We start from the raw sequence: 15,142 nt of genomic DNA on the forward strand, positions 1-15,142 counted from the left end.
CTTGCCCGTGATTTTCCATATCAGAGCGAGCCTGGCCTGATTCGCACCGTCCTCGAAACGCTATCCCACAGTGCGACGGCTTCGCCGGTCGATAGCGAGCCTTTGTCGAGCTTGACAAATTTCCCCTGAATTTCCAGTTGCCCCCCGGTATTCATGTCCAGGGCGAAATACGGTGAAGAAGGCGTGCTCGTGGTCTCATTGACCATGAGCGAGAATGAATTGCCGCGCCCGCCGCCGGGTCTGCGCCCCTCACTGAGCCATTCCTCGGCTTTCAGATCCGACAGATCCACAGTACCTTTACGGATAACATTGCCGTCTGCTGCCTTGAGCAGCGCGCGCAGTTCCGGGCTGTCGGTGCGTTGCAGGAGCGACGTCTTGCCCTGGGACTTCGTGTCGACCGAGACCTCGAACGCGACATCGCGATTGTTTGCCAATGTAAATCCGCCGCTCACGTACTGATCATCCGTTGCCTTCCCGGGCAAAAATCCTCCCGCGAAGCACACGCCTGGCTCAGTTGGAATGTCGTCCGGGGAACGCCCACGCAACTTTTCCAGCAGGCTTAACACCACCGCCGTTTTCTCAGGAGCGCTATTTTTTACGGTCATTTTTTGCACGATTGGCTCGTCCGTTTGATCCGGATGGAGATAGTCATATGCTTCGATCTTCAGCAGGAAGCGATACCCGTGATTCCACTTGTAGCCTTCGATATGCCGTCTGCTTGGATCGTTGTAGATGGTGCCGCGGTGGATGAAGTAGTAGGTGTTTTCTCCCCGCGCCTTGCCAGCCTCATACAGGAACGGATACGCATCCCGGCTCCTGGTTGCTTTCAGCGCTGCCTCGCGCTGCGCGACCTCCTCCCGCCAGGCGTCTTCCGTCATCGCCTTCGCTTCGATATCGACACCCACGATCTTGGCGTAGCCGTACTCCGTTGCGTCCTCCGGCATATCGACCAGGTAACGGCCCACGCACCGCGCTTTCAAGTTTGCAGTCAGTTCAGTCACGATTTGCTTTTCCTGTTGGCTCAGCGGCGCCGGCTTGTGATCGCACGCCGCAATGGTCAATACCAGGCAGGCAACAGCGAGCGTTGCTCGCGTTTTTCTCATGCCTTGTATTCCAGCGCCGTGCCCTTCACGCTCTGCGCGATGCGGGTAATGGCGTGAAGCGTGAAGCGTCGGGTAGCGTCCAGCTTGTAGGCCCCTTCGTGCTCGATACCCGCGAAGGCTGCGCAGGCTCGCGCCTGATGGGCAGGCGCACGGCCTGAACGCACCGGCACCGTACCATCGCCGTGTTCGTCGGCATCCCGCAGGACGAATTTGGCGAACGAGGCTTTTCCATCGACCGTCGTTTTTATCAATTGGCCACCGGTCGCGGGGTCTTCGCTACCACGTGTTGCAAGCAGGCCGACCATTGGCGGTACGTCACCGCGCAGCAGTGGTGGCGTCTGCTGCATCCACGTGACGTTGCCGTATGCCTTGTGTTTCTCATCGTCGCCGTAAAAGACATAGGTGTTGGCGTGATACTTGTTGCTAATCTGGGCATGGAATTTCTGCACCTTGTCTTGAATCAAGTCTTCAAAATCACTCCAATCCTGATCGATAGTTTTCTTGGCAGGATCGAGCGGATTAAGCAACTGGTCATCGCACAGCCCCCACCAGGTGCCGCGCACCGTATAGATTTCGCTGTATGGGTCCGACGCCGGCAACTCGACTACCCGTTCCCCGTCCCTGATCCTGAGCCATCCCATGCCGTAGTCGCGGCTCGGCAACAGCTGCAGCGGACCCGGCGCATTGCCGACCACCGCGGTCATGCTGGCCGCGTCTGCCCCCAGCACAAGCGCTGACAGAACCCCCACGATACCCGCGCCTTCCGTGCCGGCTTTCATCCGCCTGTAGGTGGCCGCTGCCCCCGTGGCGGGCATCACCCCGTGCACGACGCCCAGCACCGTGTCACGCAGCCCCATCACTTCCGAGTAGTAGCGGGCCACCAGTCCGCCCATCGAGTGGGTGACCAGGATTACCCTGTCGCAGTGGTAGTTGAACTGTTTGCGGTACCACGCCGTGATTTCATCGATCCGGCTCGCCAGACGCTCCGCCGACACGGCGTTCGATTGCAGCCAGTTGTAGCCCACTGCGTGCACGGGAAACTGATACTTGTATGAGAGCGCAACCTCGTCGCGCGCCAGCTTTTCCAGACCCGGCGTGATGATATGGCAAAGGCTCTCCCGCAAGCCCTTGCGGCCATAGTCCGTGCCCGCATGCGCATCATTCAGCGCGTTTTCAAGCCACACCAGCCACTCGCCGTAGCTCATGTACGCGACTTCGCCCCAGCCGCGCCGACGCAGCTCGTCTTCGGTCTGTGCTGTACCGGCGGCAATCTTGCCACCGCCATGGACTTGGGTCTTGCCTGGATCCAGAATGCGTTTGCGATCCACTGCCCCTCGTCCCATCCACGGCCCGACCGTCGTGTTGCCGTCAAGGAGCCAGACTGGCACGGGCGGATTGCTGTCTTTTTTCTCCAGATTCGTTCCCATGACGCCAGGCACGAAGACCACAGGAATGATCCTGTCCGGGACCATGTAGCAGACCGCCGTACTGTCGTCTGGCGCTGAAGTGATGGATAAGTAATGAATTGAGCCGTCGTCGGCAATCGTCGGCGGGATGATGCGTTCTTGTGTAGCCAATGCGGGCTTCTCCCATTTGCGCGCGGCACGCCCAAGCGGGTTCCGACAACACACGCGGCCTGACGCACCAGAAACTGCATGAATAAGAGCGGTCGTAATGCGGGACCATTTTCAGGTCCATTCAGCCTTATACCTACGGCACAACCTCGGAGCAATTGTTCATAGGCTGAAATTTCGCCGGTTATTGTCAAGACGCAATACGGCTGGCGGTCTGTGCCTCGTTTGATTTGTCAGTCGTGCGCACCTGTCCGAGCACCATCCCCAGTCCACTTCCATAGGTTGATACCAGATGGACTGTGTGCTCGCTGCACTGGTGCGAGCCGCGCACCGTCTTGCCGCCGATGGCCACGATCTGCCCAGCAAACGCCAGACACAACCCCTTCATCCAGCGGATGAAATACGATTCGAACTCCTTCGGATTGAATGCGGCGAGTACCCGTCCGAAGGTGTCATGCGAGCCCGCCCCCCTTCGTTTACAAGCAATCATCGACAAATTGTTGACTGCAAAAAGAGAATTGTGCGACGGCCTTGCCAACGCAAAAAAAAACCGCGCGGCACCCGGTAAAGGATGCCGCGCGGTTTGCATGGCGCCGCACGAAGGCGGCAGGCCGGAGCTGAAGGAAGCTCAGCCGCTCACAAATCGAGCCGCTCGCAGATCGCCTTGGTCGCGCCCGCCGCGTTGAGCGTGTAGAAGTGCAGGCCCGGCGCGCCGCCTTCGATCAGACGCCGGCACAGGTCCGTCACCACGTCGAGGCCGAACGCGCGGATCGACTCGCGGTCGTCGCCGAAGCTTTCCAGGCGCCGTGCGATCCAGCGCGGCACTTCCGCGCCGCACATTTCCGAGAAGCGCATGAGCTGCGTGTAGTTCGTGATCGGCATGATGCCGGGCACGATGGGCACGTCCACGCCGAGCTTCTTCGCGTCTTCCACGAAGCGGAAGTACGCGTCGCCGTTGAAGAAGTACTGCGTGATGGCCGAGTCCGCGCCGGCCTTCACCTTCTTCGCGAACGCTTCGAGGTCGTGGCGCGGCGAGCGCGACTGCGGGTGGTACTCGGGATAGCCGGCCACTTCGATGTGGAACGCGTCGCCGGTTTCCTCGCGGATGAACGCCACGAGCTCCGACGCATAGCGCAGCTCGCCCACTGCGCCCATGCCCGAAGGCAGGTCGCCGCGCAGCGCCACGATGTGGCGGATGCCGTGCGAGCGGTACTGGCGCAGGATTTCGCGCAGGCTTTCCTTCGACGAGCCGATGCACGAGAGGTGAGGCGCCGCATCGACGCCTTCCTTGGCGATCTCGACGATGGTGTCGAGCGTGCCTTGCTGCGTGGAGCCGCCCGCGCCGAAGGTGACCGAGACGAAACGCGGCTTGAGCGTGAGCAGTTGCGCGCGCGTGGCGCGCAGCTTTTCGATGCCGTCCGGGGTCTTCGGCGGGAAGAATTCGAATGAGAGTTCGATCGGTTTCATGATCGGTTTGGGAATGAGCGGGACCGAAGCGCAAGGCTTCGGTCCGTGCATGCATCAGCCGAGGCTGCGGTTGCCGAAGATCAGCGCCGAGAGCAGCCAGGAGACGATGCTGTAGAGGATCGAGCCGAAGAACGCCGACCAGAAGCCCGACACCTCGAAGCCCTTGAGCAGCGAAGCCGCCAGCCAGAAGCACAGCGCGTTCACCACGAGGATGAACAGGCCGAGCGTGAGGACGGTTACGGGCAGCGTGAGGATGATGAGCACCGGACGCAGGATCGCGTTGATCAGGCCGAGCACGAGCGCGATGATCAGCGCGGTGCCGAAGCTGCGCACGTGAATCGACGGAACGAGCCAGGTGATGATCAGGAGCGCGAGCGCGTTGATCAGCCAGGTCAGCAGCACGGTCATGGGAACTCCTTTTGCGTCGTTGTGATGTGTGCGGCCCGTGCGCGGCCGGGAGGCATGGCGCACAGGCGTTTGCACAGCATCCGGCTGGTCTCAGCTTTGCATGGGACCGGAGTAAGTGCTGAAGCACTAACTCCGGGTCGCAAAACGCGGCTTAAAGCTGCAAGCCGCGTTATTTCGCGTTATACAGCGTTGTGTCGATTAGTAACGATAGTGGTTCGGCTTGAACGGACCGTTCTTCTCGACACCGATGTACGAAGCCTGCGCGTCGGACAGCACGGTCAGGTTCGCGCCGATGCGCGCGAGGTGCAGGCGCGCAACCTTTTCGTCCAGGTGCTTGGGCAGCACATACACCTTGTTCTCGTACTTCTTGCCCTGCGTGAACAGTTCGATCTGCGCGAGCGTCTGGTTCGTGAACGAGTTCGACATCACGAACGACGGGTGGCCCGTGGCGCAGCCGAGGTTCACGAGGCGGCCTTCGGCCAGCAGGATCACGCGCTTGCCGTCCGGGAAGATGATGTGGTCGACCTGCGGCTTGATGTTGTCCCACTGGTACTGGCGCGTCGAAGCGACGTCGATTTCCGAGTCGAAGTGGCCGATGTTGCAGACGATCGCGTTGTGGCGCATCGCCTTCATGTGGTCATGGCCGATCACGTGGTAGTTGCCGGTGGCCGTCACGAAGATGTCGGCCTTGTCGGCCGCGTATTCCATCGTCACGACGCGGTAGCCTTCCATCGCCGCCTGCAGCGCGCAGATCGGATCGATTTCCGTGACCCACACCGTGGCGCCCAGGCCGCGCAACGATTGCGCGCAGCCCTTGCCCACGTCGCCGTAACCAGCCACGACCGCGATCTTGCCCGCAATCATCACGTCGGTGGCGCGCTTGATGCCGTCCACGAGCGACTCGCGGCAGCCGTACAGGTTGTCGAACTTCGACTTGGTGACCGAGTCGTTCACGTTGATTGCCGGGAACGGCAGACGGCCTTCCTTCTCCATCTGGTACAGGCGGTGCACGCCGGTCGTGGTTTCTTCCGTCACGCCCTGGATTTGCGAGAGGCGCTTCGAGTACCACTGCGGGTCGACTTCGAGGTGCGCGGCAATCGACTTGTAGAGTGCGACTTCCTCTTCGTTGGTGGGCTTGGCGATGACCGAGCGGTCCTTTTCGGCCTTCGAGCCGAGGATCAGCAGGAGCGTGGCGTCGCCGCCGTCATCGAGAATCATGTTGGCGAACTCGCCGTTCGGCCATTCGAAGATGCGGTGCGAGAACTCCCAGTATTCGTCGAGCGATTCGCCCTTGAACGCGAACACGGGCGTGCCGCCGTTGGCGATGGCGGCGGCGGCGTGGTCTTGCGTCGAGAAGATGTTGCACGAGGCCCAGCGGACTTCGGCGCCGAGCGCCTTCAGGGTCTCGATCAGCACGCCGGTCTGGATCGTCATGTGCAGCGACCCCGCGATGCGCGCGCCCTTGAGCGGCTGCTGCGCCTTGTACTCTTCGCGGATCTGCACGAGACCGGGCATTTCGGTTTCGGCGATGTCGAGTTCCTTGCGGCCCCAGCCGGCAAGCGCCATATCGGCAACGACGAAATCCTGGGATTGGTTGTGCATGACTGCGGCGTTCATCACGCCCTCCTTTCTAAAAGTGACTAGAAATTAAAGACGTGAGCGCCGTTTTCAGTGCGGTCGGCTTCTGCGTTTGACAGCGGAAAGCAACCGGATTGAGCACCTTCGAGCCTGGCGGATCACAGAAAATCCGTCGCAACGCTCCTCGAAGGCGAGGCGTGATTGTACCAAAACGAGACGGCCAGTTGGATGGCTCGCGCGCGACGTCGCGTTTAACGCCCGGGCTGCGCGAGATCCAGGGCGCGCATCTGCCTGACGCTTGCGAGCGCCGCGTCGAGAAAGGCCTGCGAACAGCGCAACGTTTCGGCTGTGGTGGCGGGGTCCGCCTGGACGAAGCCCATCTGGATGTTCAGGAAGCGCTCGGCATGAATGCCGTCGTGGTAATGCATGCGCACCTGCTTCTGGCCCGTAAAGCGGCGCTGCCCAAAAATTTCGCGCAGCGCCCATGAGAATGCGCCGTCTTCGCCGCCCTGGCGGCGGAAAAAGTCGTCCATCGGGAAGCCGCCCAGCGCGAGAAAGGCGCTGCGGCGGATCACGAGGCTGCTCGGCACCGTGTTGCTGAGCACGGTTGCGTATTTCTCGAAGTCCGGATGGCTCGTCAGCCGCCCGGGGAAGCCCACGTAGTCGACGTCGAGCCGGATTGCCGCTTCGCGCGGATGCTGCTCGAGATGCGCATGGGCGGCGGCGAGCGCCCCGGGCAGGTATTCGTCGTCGGCGTCGAGAAACGCGAGGAACGGCGTGAGCGCGTGCAGCGCCGCCCAGTTGCGCGCTCGCGCCGCGCCGCCGTTGCCCGTCATCTGCAACAGCCGCACGCGCGGGTCGCGCAGCGCATGCGCGCGTGCGATGGACGCGGACGAATCGGTCGAGCCATCGTCGACGACGAAGATTTGGGCAGCCTCAGGCTGCGCGAGGCAGCTCTCGAGCGCGCGTGAGAGCGTGGCGGCGCCGTTGAAGCACGGGACGATGATCGAAATGGGGGACACGAGGCACAGCGACAATGAACCGCATGATCAGCGGCAACAGACTGGATCATAGGCGTGTCGCAATATCGCGAAATGCTGAGTGGCCGCGACGCAACGGCACGCCCCGAAGCGGGCCGTCGCCTAAACCGGCAGGAAGCCGAGCGCCGGCGCGAGCAGCACCATCGCCACGCCCGCGATCATCATCGTGAGGCTCGACACCACGCCTTCCTCGCTGCCCAGTTCGCGCGCCTTCGCGGTGCCCACGCCGTGCGCGGCCGCGCCGAACAGCGCGCCGCGCGCGAGCCGCGTGCGCAGCGGCACGAAGCCGAGCACCAGTTCGCCGAACAGCATCCCGCAAACGCCGGTTGCGATCACGAAGAGCGCGGTGAGGTCGCGCGGCGCGTGAATCTTGTCGGAGACCGCGAGCGCGAACGGCGTGGAAACCGAGCGCGTCATCAGGCTGCGCTGCAATTCGGGCGACAGGTGCAGCAGCTTGGCGAGCGCGAGCGAGCCGCCCACCGCCACCACGATGCCCACCGTCACGCCCACGGTCAGCGAGATCCAGTGGCGCTTGAGCAGGGCGCGGTATTCGTGGATCGGCACGGCAAACGCCACGGTGGCCGGGCCGAGCAGCCACATGAGCCAGCGCGTGTCCTGGAAGTAGACCGGATACGGAATATGGAGCAGCAGCACGATCGCGGCGAGCACGGCCGGCACCGCGACGACCGGCGTGAGCCACGGCGTGCGAAAGCGCGCGTACAGCGCCTTCGACACGAAATAGAGCACGACCGTGACGATGAAGCAGCCGGCGGCGATCAGGCGCGAGGCGTCGTCGGCGAACAGGGATGCGTAGAACGAGGTCATGACGGGGTCATCCTTGTTGTGGGTGCGGTTGGGACATCAAGACGCTGTGCAGATGCGAATGCTCATGCAGACGCTCAAGCCGCGTGCCGTGCCTGGCGCGCGTGGTGCACGCGGCGCAGCGCGAGGCGGCGTTCCAGTCGCGCGGCCTGATCCACCGCGAAGGCCACGGCCACCATCACCATCAGCGTGCCGCCGATCACCACTAGCGCGAGGCGCCAGCCGTCGGCGCGAAAGAGTCCGCCGTATTGCACCGCCGCCACGGCGGCGGGGATGAAGAACAGCAGCATGTCCGAGAGCAGCCAATCGGCGCCCGCCTTCACCCAGCGCGGCGTCACGCCGCCGCAAAACAGCAGCGCGAGCAGCAGCACGAGGCCCACCACGCCGCCCGGCACGGGCAGATGCGCCGCGCGCACGAGCGCATCGGCGGCGATCCAGACGCCGCAGAGCAGCGCACACTGCGCAGCAATCCGTCCGACGCGTGCGAGCCCGCCCGTTGGCGCGGTCCGTGCGGTGGTGTTCGGTGCAGTCATGGCAAACCCTAGGTGACAGTGGAGTGGAAGTCAGTATATGGACCTCAAACACATAAATAAAATGACTTAGAATTATCAAGTGCATTCCATAATGGAATACGATAGCCTGCCGCGCATCGGCAGACACGAGGAGGCAAAACCATGGAATTGCGCGCGCTTCGCTATTTCATCGAGGTGGTGCGGCAGCAGAGCTTCACGATCGCGGCCGAACAACTGCATGTGACCCAGCCCACCATCAGCAAGATGGTGAAGACGCTGGAGGACGAGACCGGCACCCCGCTGCTGCTGCGCGACGCGCGCCAGATGGTTCTCACCGACGCGGGGCGCATCGTCTATCAGCGCGGCCAGGACGTGCTCGCCGCGCACGCGCGCCTGCAAGCCGAACTCGCCGATCTGGGCACGCTCGGGCGCGGCGAACTCACCATCGGCATTCCGCCGATGGGCGGGTCGCTGTTCACGCCCGCCATCGCCGCGTTCCGCCAGCGTTATCCGAAGATCGAGCTCAAGCTCTTCGAACAAGGCTCGCGCGCGATCGAGGCCGCGCTCATCTCGGGCGAGCTCGAACTGGGCGGCGTGCTGCTGCCGGTCGACCCGGACCAGATCGACGTGCTGCCGATGTCGCACGAACTCCTGTGGCTGGTCGCGCCGCGCGGCTCGCGCTGGGACGGCGCGCGAGGCGTGCCGCTCGCCGAGCTGGCCGGCGAGCCGTTCGTGTTCTACGGCGAGAGCCTCGCGTTGAACGATGTGGTGCTCGCCGCCTGCCGCACGGCGGGCTTCACACCGCAAATCGTGGGCCGCAGCGGCCACTGGGACCTGATGGCGGCGCTCGTGCTCGCGGGCGTGGGCATCGCGCTGCTGCCCGCGCCGTATGTGCGCCGGCTCGACGCGGCGCGCTTCACCTGCCTGCCCGTGACCGATCCGCAGATCAAGTGGGACATGGCCATTGGCTGGAAGCGCAGCGGCTATCTCTCGCATGCCGCGCGCGCGTGGCTAGGCGTGGCGCGCGAGGAATACGGCAAGCCGTCCACGTTCCTCGACGACTTCGTGCGCCCGCCCGGCCTCGAAAAACCCGCCGACGAGGCGCGTCCATGAAAAAGAGCCATCCGGCTTGCGCCGGACGGCTCTTTACGCGTTTTCTTATGGGTGGTCTCCCCGCACTGCGCGCCGCGTAACGCGCTTTGCGCTTACTGCTTGCTGCTTACGCCTTACCGCTTACTGCTGTGCCACGAACGCGATGCGGCGGTTATGAAAACGTCCGCCCTCGGTGTCGTTGCTGTCGATGGGATTGGCCTCGCCGTAACCCTCGGCCGTGAGCGTCGATGCCTTGACGCCTTGCGCGACCAGCCAGGTGCGCACGGCCTGCGCGCGCCGTTTGGAGAGCGCGAGGTTGGCCGCCTTGTTGCCGACGTTGTCCGAATAGCCCGCCACTTCGATCTTGACCGGCTTGCCTTCCTTCGCGCACGCGTTGAGCACCTTGGCCGACTGGCGCAGATCCTCGCCCGCCGAAGCCGGAATGGTCGTGCTGCCGGTTGCGAAGTTCACCACTTGCAGGTTGAGCACCTTCACGATGTCGGCCGATGCACACGAGGCATCCGGGCCGAACAGGCCCTTCACTGCGTCGCGGAACGATTGCGTGGCGTCGGCCACGGCCTTCTGCACGTTGAACACGCCGATGTCGAAGCCCGTGCCGAACAGCGCCTTGAGCTTGTCGAGCCAGCCCAGCTTCGCGTCCGCCGCCGCGCCGCTCAACTCCACGTGCGAGCCGTCGATCTTCACTTCGGCGCCGGGCAGTGCGAGCAGCGGCAGCAGGCCGTCGAGGTGCGCGAGCCACGCGGCGGGCTTCGTTGCAGCGTCGACCGTCACGTTGGCGTTGAACTTGCCTTCCCCGAGTTGCTTCGTGAGCGCGTCGATGAGCTGGGCTTTCTCTTCCTGCGTGCCCACGGTTGCGGTGAGCGTCGGGACGCCGGACTTGTCGACCGTGAACGAGAAGTGCGAGTCGCGGGTGGGCACGGGCGCCGCTTCGCTCGCCGACGAGGCAGCCTCGGCCGCCGATGCCGCCGCAGCGTCGGATGCCTGCGAAGCCGCGACTGCGGCGCTCGAAGCAGGCTGAGAAGCAGGCTGAGAAGCAGGCTGAAAAGCGGCTTGAGCAGCAGGCTGAGTCGCGCCGGTCTGCGTGGTGTCCTCGGCGTTGTCGCGCTGGCACGAGCGCAGCGCGAAGAACGCGATGATCACGGCGATCGCGGCCAGCAGCCACCACAGCCACGAATGGCTGCGCGCGGCGGGCTTGCCCGGCGGCGCGGGGTGTACGACGGTCTGCGGCGGCGCGGCAGCCGGGACCGGGCGCATGTCCGGCTCCGGGTGGCTCAGGTGCGCCGAAACGTCTTTCAGGCGCGCGATGATCGAATCCGCGAAGGTCGCAGCCGAGCCGAGGCCCACGGCTTGCGCGAGGCGGTCGGTGAGGCTCGCGTTCACCGACGAGAGTTGATGGCCGAGCAGCGTGGGCAATTGTCCGACCACGCCCTGCGACGCCGTGAAGTGATGCTTCAGTATGCCCATGGTCGCCGCGCCGACCACGCCGGTCAGCGAGAAGACTGTCGATTGCGCCGCGCCGGTTTGTGCGGCTACCGCGTCGGCGAGCGCGCCGACATTGACGCCCGCGGCCTTCTGGATCAGCTCGCGGCCCGTGGTTTCGAGCAGGCTCACGCCCGAGGTGCTCGCGAGCATGTCGGGCAGCTGCTTGCCGATCTGCGCGTTGACCTCCGGCGACATGATGGTGGAAAAGAGGCCGCGCGCGCCTTCGGCCGTGCTGCCGCGCTGCATGATCGCGGCGACGATGGCCGGAGCGGCCGCGCTCGCGACCTTGCGAGTGAGATCGGGCGCGAGGCCGAAGCGGCCAGCGAGGGTGCGCACGACATCGTCGCTCAGGACCGTTTCCAGCAGGTGAAAGACGTTGATGCTCATCGAGGCGGGTTCTCCAGTTCGCGGACGCGCCAGCTGACACGCCCAAGTCCGGGGCGATTATAGGGAGTCCGAAATCTCGAAAATGCGGCGAACCCATGCCCCGCACACTCTTTGACGAAAACCGTTCGAGCGCGCGTGGCTTCGTCAATGCCAGACCGGGATGAGGCGCATTGCGCCTCGTTCAGAGCGGTCTACAAACTTGCAGGAGAGTTCGAAGCCCGACGTCAGGCGATGACGATTGGGCTGTGCGTTATCGTGTCGGTGCGTCGGCTCGCAGCGATGAAATCGGCGGCGCGCTCGCCGATCATCACCGTCGGCGCATTGGTGTTGCCGCCGATCAGCGTCGGCATGATCGAGGCATCGGCGATGCGCAGATGCGTCACGCCGCGCACGCGCAACTGCGCATCGACGACCGAGCGCGCGTCGCCGCCCATGCGGCAGGTGGCAACGGGGTGATAGATCGTGTCGGCGTGCGCCGCGATGGCCGCGCGCAGTTCGGCATCGCTCTGATCCGCATGCGTATACAGCTCGCGGCCGCCCATTTGCGCGAGCGCGGGCGCGTCGAGAATGCGCCGCGCGAGGCGCGCGCCTTGCACCAGCAGATCGAGATCGCGCGCATCGGAGAAGAAGCGCGGATCGATCACGGGCGCGATGCGTGCGTCGGCGCTCGCGAGCGTGACCGTGCCGCGGCTCGCCGGGCGCAGCACGCACACATGCAGCGAGTAGCCGTGGCCCCAGTGCAGGCGGCGGCTATGGTCGTCGACGAGCGCGGTGCAAAAGTGCAGTTGCAGGTCGGGCCGGTCGAGCTCCGGGCGGCTCTTCAGGAAGCCGCCCGCTTCCGCCACGTTGGTCGTGAACATGCCGCGCCGCTCGCGCCAGTAGTGCACGAGCCCGGGCATCATCCGTGCGAGACCGCGCAGTGAATAACCCACGGTCTCGCTCGAATGCACGCGCTTGTTGAACGTGAAGTCGATATGGTCGATCAGGTTGCGGCCCACCTCGGGCGCGTCGTGGCGCACCGCGATGCCCAGCGCGCGCAGTTGCGCGGCAGGGCCGACGCCCGAACACATCAGCAGTTGCGGCGAATTGAACGCGCCCGCCGCGAGAATCACCTCGGCGCGCGCTTCGAGCGTTTCGGTGCGGCCGCCGCGCGCCACTTCGACGCCGCTCGCGCGCGCGCCGTCGAAAGTCACGCGCAGCGCGATTGCGTCGGCGATCAGATGGAGATTCGGGCGCTTGCCCTGGGGCTGGTCGCGCTGTGTGTCATACAGATAGGCTCGCGCCACCGTGCAGCGCTCGCCGCCGCGCTGCGTCACCTGGTAGAAGCCCACGCCTTCCTGCTGCGCGCCGTTGAAGTCGTCGTTGGCGGGAAAGCCGGCCTCGCGCGCGGCCTGCACGAAGCGCTCCGCCACCGGATTGCGCTCGCGCAGATCGGACACCGCGAGCGGGCCGCCCGCGCCGTGCCAGGCGCTCGCGCCGCGCGCATTGTCCTCGGCGCGCAGGAAGTACGGCAGCACGTCGTCCCACGCCCAGCCCGCGCAGCCCATCTGGGCCCATTCGTCGTAATCGAGCGGATGGCCGCGCGTGTAGATCATCGCGTTGATGGCGCTGGAGCCGCCGAAGCCGCGTCCGCGCGGCTGATAGCCGCGACGGTCCGCCAGACCCGGCTGCGGCACGGTCTCGTAGGCGTAGTTGTTCTTCGAGCGCCGGGGCACCAGCGCCGCCACGCCCATCGGCATATTGACGAACGGGTTGCGCGCCGTGTGCGGCCCCGCTTCGACGAGCGCGATGCTCGCCTCGGGACACTGCGCCGCCAGCCGCCCGGCCAGCGCTGCACCGCCCGAGCCGCCGCCTACGATGACGTAGTCGTATTGCATGCCTCCTCCCTGGGTGCGGCGTGGCATGCAAAACGCGCGGAAATCACGCTCGATGCACGCTCGTTCGATTTCGCTTTTTCGCGCATTGTAGGAAGCGTTGTCGGATCGGGTCAGCTTTTATGTCAGAAGCTTTCCTCTAAACATCGGATCGTGTGGGCGGCGCCCACGCGACTACCATGAAAGGCCGCAGTGCCCTTCCCACCAGGACCGACCATGAAACAGGATTTGCCCGCAGCACTGGCGCGTCACGACGGCCCCGAGAGCGGCGGTGAGCGCAGCCGTGGCACGCCGGGTTTTCCAGGCGACGATCCACGCGAATCAGCGCATGAATCACAGCATGAATCGCCGCATGAATCACAGCATGAGTCGCTGCATGCCTTGCTCGCCGCGCAGCGCGCGGCGTATCTGCGCGCGCCGTTTCCTGCGTGGAGCGAGCGCGCGCGCAATCTGCGGGCGCTGCGCGACGTGCTGTTCGCCAACCAGGACGCGCTCGCCGAAGCGATGAACGCCGACTTCGGTCAGCGCTCGAAAGCCGAAGTCGCGCTGGCCGAGTTCATGGTGCTCAAGCAGGAAATCGACGCCGCGCTCAAGCACGGCGCGCGCTGGATGCGCCCGCAGCGCCGCAGCGTCGGCAAATGGCTCGCGCCGGGCCGCGCGCGCGTGGTGCCGCAGCCGCTCGGCGTGGCGGGCATCGTCGTGCCGTGGAACTATCCGCTGCTGCTCGGCGCGAGCCCGCTCGTGTGCGCGCTCGCGGCCGGCAACCGCGCGATGATCAAGATGTCGGAGCTTACGCCGCGCACCTCGGCGCTGTTCGCAGAACTGATGAGCCAGACCTTCGCGCGCGACCACGTGGCGGTCGTGAACGGCGACGCCGCCGTGGGCGCCGCGTTCACGGCGTTGCCGTTCGACCACCTGCTGTTCACGGGCTCGACGCGCGTGGGCCACGAGGTGATGCGCGCGGCCGCCGCGAACCTCACGCCGGTCACGCTGGAGCTGGGTGGCAAGTCGCCCGTGCTGATCGGCGAGCACGCGCGCTTCGACTATGCCGTCGACAGCCTGCTGCTCGGCAAGACGCTGAACGCGGGGCAAACCTGCATCGCGCCCGATTACGTGCTGCTACCGCGCGGCAGCGAGGACGCCTTCATCGCCCGGGCGCGCACTCGCTTTGGCGAGCTCTACCCCGACTTCGCGAACAACCGCGACTACACGTCGATCATCTCGGCGCGCCACTACGAGCGGCTCGAACGCCTCGCCGACGACGCGCGCGCCGAAGGTGCGCAACTGCACGCGCTGGGCCCGCGCGACGCCGCCACGCGGCGCTTCGCGCCCGTGATCGTGACGGGCGCGGGCGAGCACACGCAGCTGATGCAAGAGGAGATTTTCGGGCCGCTGCTGCCGCTCGTGCCCTACGACTCGCTCGACGAAGCGCTCCACTACGTGAATGCACGCCCGCGGCCGCTCGCGCTCTACCTCTACGCCGACGACGCGCGCACCGTCGAGCGCGTGACGCGCGAGACCGTGGCGGGCGGGATGTCGGTGAACGAGACGCTCATGCATATCGCGGCCGAGGGGCTGCCGTTCGGCGGCGTCGGCCCGAGCGGCATGGGCGCCTATCACGGCTACGAGGGCTTCGTTACGTTCTCGCAGATGAAGCCCGTGTTCACGCAGGCGCGGCTGAATGCGCGGCGGTTGATCGCGCCGCCTTACGGCAAGCGGTTTGGATTGCTGATCAAGGCGATATTGAAGTTTTAGGGCCTGCTCACATTCATAACGGGTTTG

The 15,142-nt window shown here is 65.1% G+C and carries 13 protein-coding genes and 1 riboswitch; of the genes, 2 read left to right on the plus strand and 11 right to left on the minus strand.

All coding sequences use genetic code 11. From position 1 onward, the window contains the following. Positions 1–20: 20 nt before the first annotated feature. The 9 genes from NH14_RS07070 to NH14_RS07110 all read right to left on the minus strand — a co-directional run bounded on the left by NH14_RS07070 (position 21) and on the right by NH14_RS07110 (position 8,525). Positions 21–1,103 carry a Tli4 family immunity protein gene (locus tag NH14_RS07070; protein ID WP_152617324.1) on the minus strand — a complete coding sequence of 361 codons (1,083 nt, stop codon included), beginning with the start codon at positions 1,101–1,103 and terminating at the stop codon, positions 21–23. Further along, positions 1,100–2,680, minus strand: a complete 1,581-nt coding sequence (locus tag NH14_RS07075) for an alpha/beta hydrolase (protein WP_168727133.1) — start codon at positions 2,678–2,680, stop codon at positions 1,100–1,102. Before NH14_RS07075 ends, NH14_RS07070 begins: the two co-directional genes overlap by 4 nt. Before the next feature lie 187 nt (positions 2,681–2,867). Beyond that, on the minus strand, positions 2,868–3,266 hold the full coding sequence (locus NH14_RS07080) for an ISAs1 family transposase (protein ID WP_152617272.1): 399 nt from the start codon (positions 3,264–3,266) through the stop codon (positions 2,868–2,870). Positions 3,267–3,313: 47 nt separating this feature from the next. Then, positions 3,314–4,144, minus strand: a complete 831-nt coding sequence (gene metF / locus NH14_RS07085) for a methylenetetrahydrofolate reductase [NAD(P)H] (protein WP_035532217.1) — start codon at positions 4,142–4,144, stop codon at positions 3,314–3,316. A gap of 54 nt (positions 4,145–4,198) precedes the next feature. Then, entirely contained in the window at positions 4,199–4,552 is a 354-nt protein-coding gene (locus tag NH14_RS07090; protein WP_035532214.1) for a phage holin family protein, read from the minus strand. Positions 4,553–4,750: 198 nt separating this feature from the next. Continuing rightward, positions 4,751–6,169: an adenosylhomocysteinase gene (ahcY, locus tag NH14_RS07095; protein WP_035532212.1), complete on the minus strand. Its 1,419-nt coding sequence runs from the start codon at positions 6,167–6,169 to the stop codon at positions 4,751–4,753. Between the two features lie 33 nt (positions 6,170–6,202). Then, positions 6,203–6,322, minus strand: a riboswitch (S-adenosyl-L-homocysteine riboswitch). Between the two features lie 59 nt (positions 6,323–6,381). Further along, positions 6,382–7,152 carry a glycosyltransferase family 2 protein gene (locus NH14_RS07100; protein ID WP_035532283.1) on the minus strand — a complete coding sequence of 257 codons (771 nt, stop codon included), beginning with the start codon at positions 7,150–7,152 and terminating at the stop codon, positions 6,382–6,384. A gap of 120 nt (positions 7,153–7,272) precedes the next feature. Further along, positions 7,273–7,995 carry an LrgB family protein gene (locus NH14_RS07105; protein ID WP_035532210.1) on the minus strand — a complete coding sequence of 241 codons (723 nt, stop codon included), beginning with the start codon at positions 7,993–7,995 and terminating at the stop codon, positions 7,273–7,275. 74 nt (positions 7,996–8,069) lie between these two features. Continuing rightward, positions 8,070–8,525: a CidA/LrgA family protein gene (locus tag NH14_RS07110; protein WP_035532208.1), complete on the minus strand. Its 456-nt coding sequence runs from the start codon at positions 8,523–8,525 to the stop codon at positions 8,070–8,072. Positions 8,526–8,666: 141 nt separating this feature from the next. On the opposite strand from NH14_RS07110, the gene NH14_RS07115 reads away from it, so the two are divergent. Next, positions 8,667–9,617 carry a LysR family transcriptional regulator gene (locus tag NH14_RS07115; protein ID WP_035532205.1) on the plus strand — a complete coding sequence of 317 codons (951 nt, stop codon included), beginning with the start codon at positions 8,667–8,669 and terminating at the stop codon, positions 9,615–9,617. Positions 9,618–9,737: 120 nt separating this feature from the next. Here NH14_RS07115 and NH14_RS07120 read toward each other — a convergent pair whose 3' ends face one another. Beyond that, positions 9,738–11,486, minus strand: coding sequence for an OmpA family protein (locus tag NH14_RS07120; RefSeq protein ID WP_035532203.1), 1,749 nt, complete (start codon positions 11,484–11,486; stop codon positions 9,738–9,740). Between the two features lie 224 nt (positions 11,487–11,710). Next, positions 11,711–13,363, minus strand: a complete 1,653-nt coding sequence (locus NH14_RS07125) for a GMC family oxidoreductase (RefSeq protein ID WP_035532201.1) — start codon at positions 13,361–13,363, stop codon at positions 11,711–11,713. A 213-nt stretch (positions 13,364–13,576) separates the two neighbouring features. On the opposite strand from NH14_RS07125, the gene NH14_RS07130 reads away from it, so the two are divergent. Next, entirely contained in the window at positions 13,577–15,115 is a 1,539-nt protein-coding gene (locus NH14_RS07130) for a coniferyl aldehyde dehydrogenase (RefSeq protein WP_084225851.1), read from the plus strand. Positions 15,116–15,142 lie beyond the last annotated feature (27 nt).

It is taken from the genome of Paraburkholderia sacchari (genome assembly GCF_000785435.2).
Taxonomy (GTDB): domain Bacteria; phylum Pseudomonadota; class Gammaproteobacteria; order Burkholderiales; family Burkholderiaceae; genus Paraburkholderia; species Paraburkholderia sacchari.

Coding starts and splice junctions, on each gene's coding strand:
- NH14_RS07070 (WP_152617324.1), bottom strand. CDS start 1,103: ATGAGAAAAACGCGAGCAACGCTCGCTGTTGCCTGCCTGGTATTGACC.
- NH14_RS07080 (WP_152617272.1), bottom strand. CDS start 3,266: ATGCAAACCGCGCGGCATCCTTTACCGGGTGCCGCGCGGTTTTTTTTT.
- metF (WP_035532217.1), bottom strand. CDS start 4,144: ATGAAACCGATCGAACTCTCATTCGAATTCTTCCCGCCGAAGACCCCG.
- NH14_RS07090 (WP_035532214.1), bottom strand. CDS start 4,552: ATGACCGTGCTGCTGACCTGGCTGATCAACGCGCTCGCGCTCCTGATC.
- ahcY (WP_035532212.1), bottom strand. CDS start 6,169: ATGAACGCCGCAGTCATGCACAACCAATCCCAGGATTTCGTCGTTGCC.
- NH14_RS07105 (WP_035532210.1), bottom strand. CDS start 7,995: ATGACCTCGTTCTACGCATCCCTGTTCGCCGACGACGCCTCGCGCCTG.
- NH14_RS07110 (WP_035532208.1), bottom strand. CDS start 8,525: ATGACTGCACCGAACACCACCGCACGGACCGCGCCAACGGGCGGGCTC.
- NH14_RS07115 (WP_035532205.1), top strand. CDS start 8,667: ATGGAATTGCGCGCGCTTCGCTATTTCATCGAGGTGGTGCGGCAGCAG.
- NH14_RS07120 (WP_035532203.1), bottom strand. CDS start 11,486: ATGAGCATCAACGTCTTTCACCTGCTGGAAACGGTCCTGAGCGACGAT.
- NH14_RS07125 (WP_035532201.1), bottom strand. CDS start 13,363: ATGCAATACGACTACGTCATCGTAGGCGGCGGCTCGGGCGGTGCAGCG.
- NH14_RS07130 (WP_084225851.1), top strand. CDS start 13,577: ATGAAACAGGATTTGCCCGCAGCACTGGCGCGTCACGACGGCCCCGAG.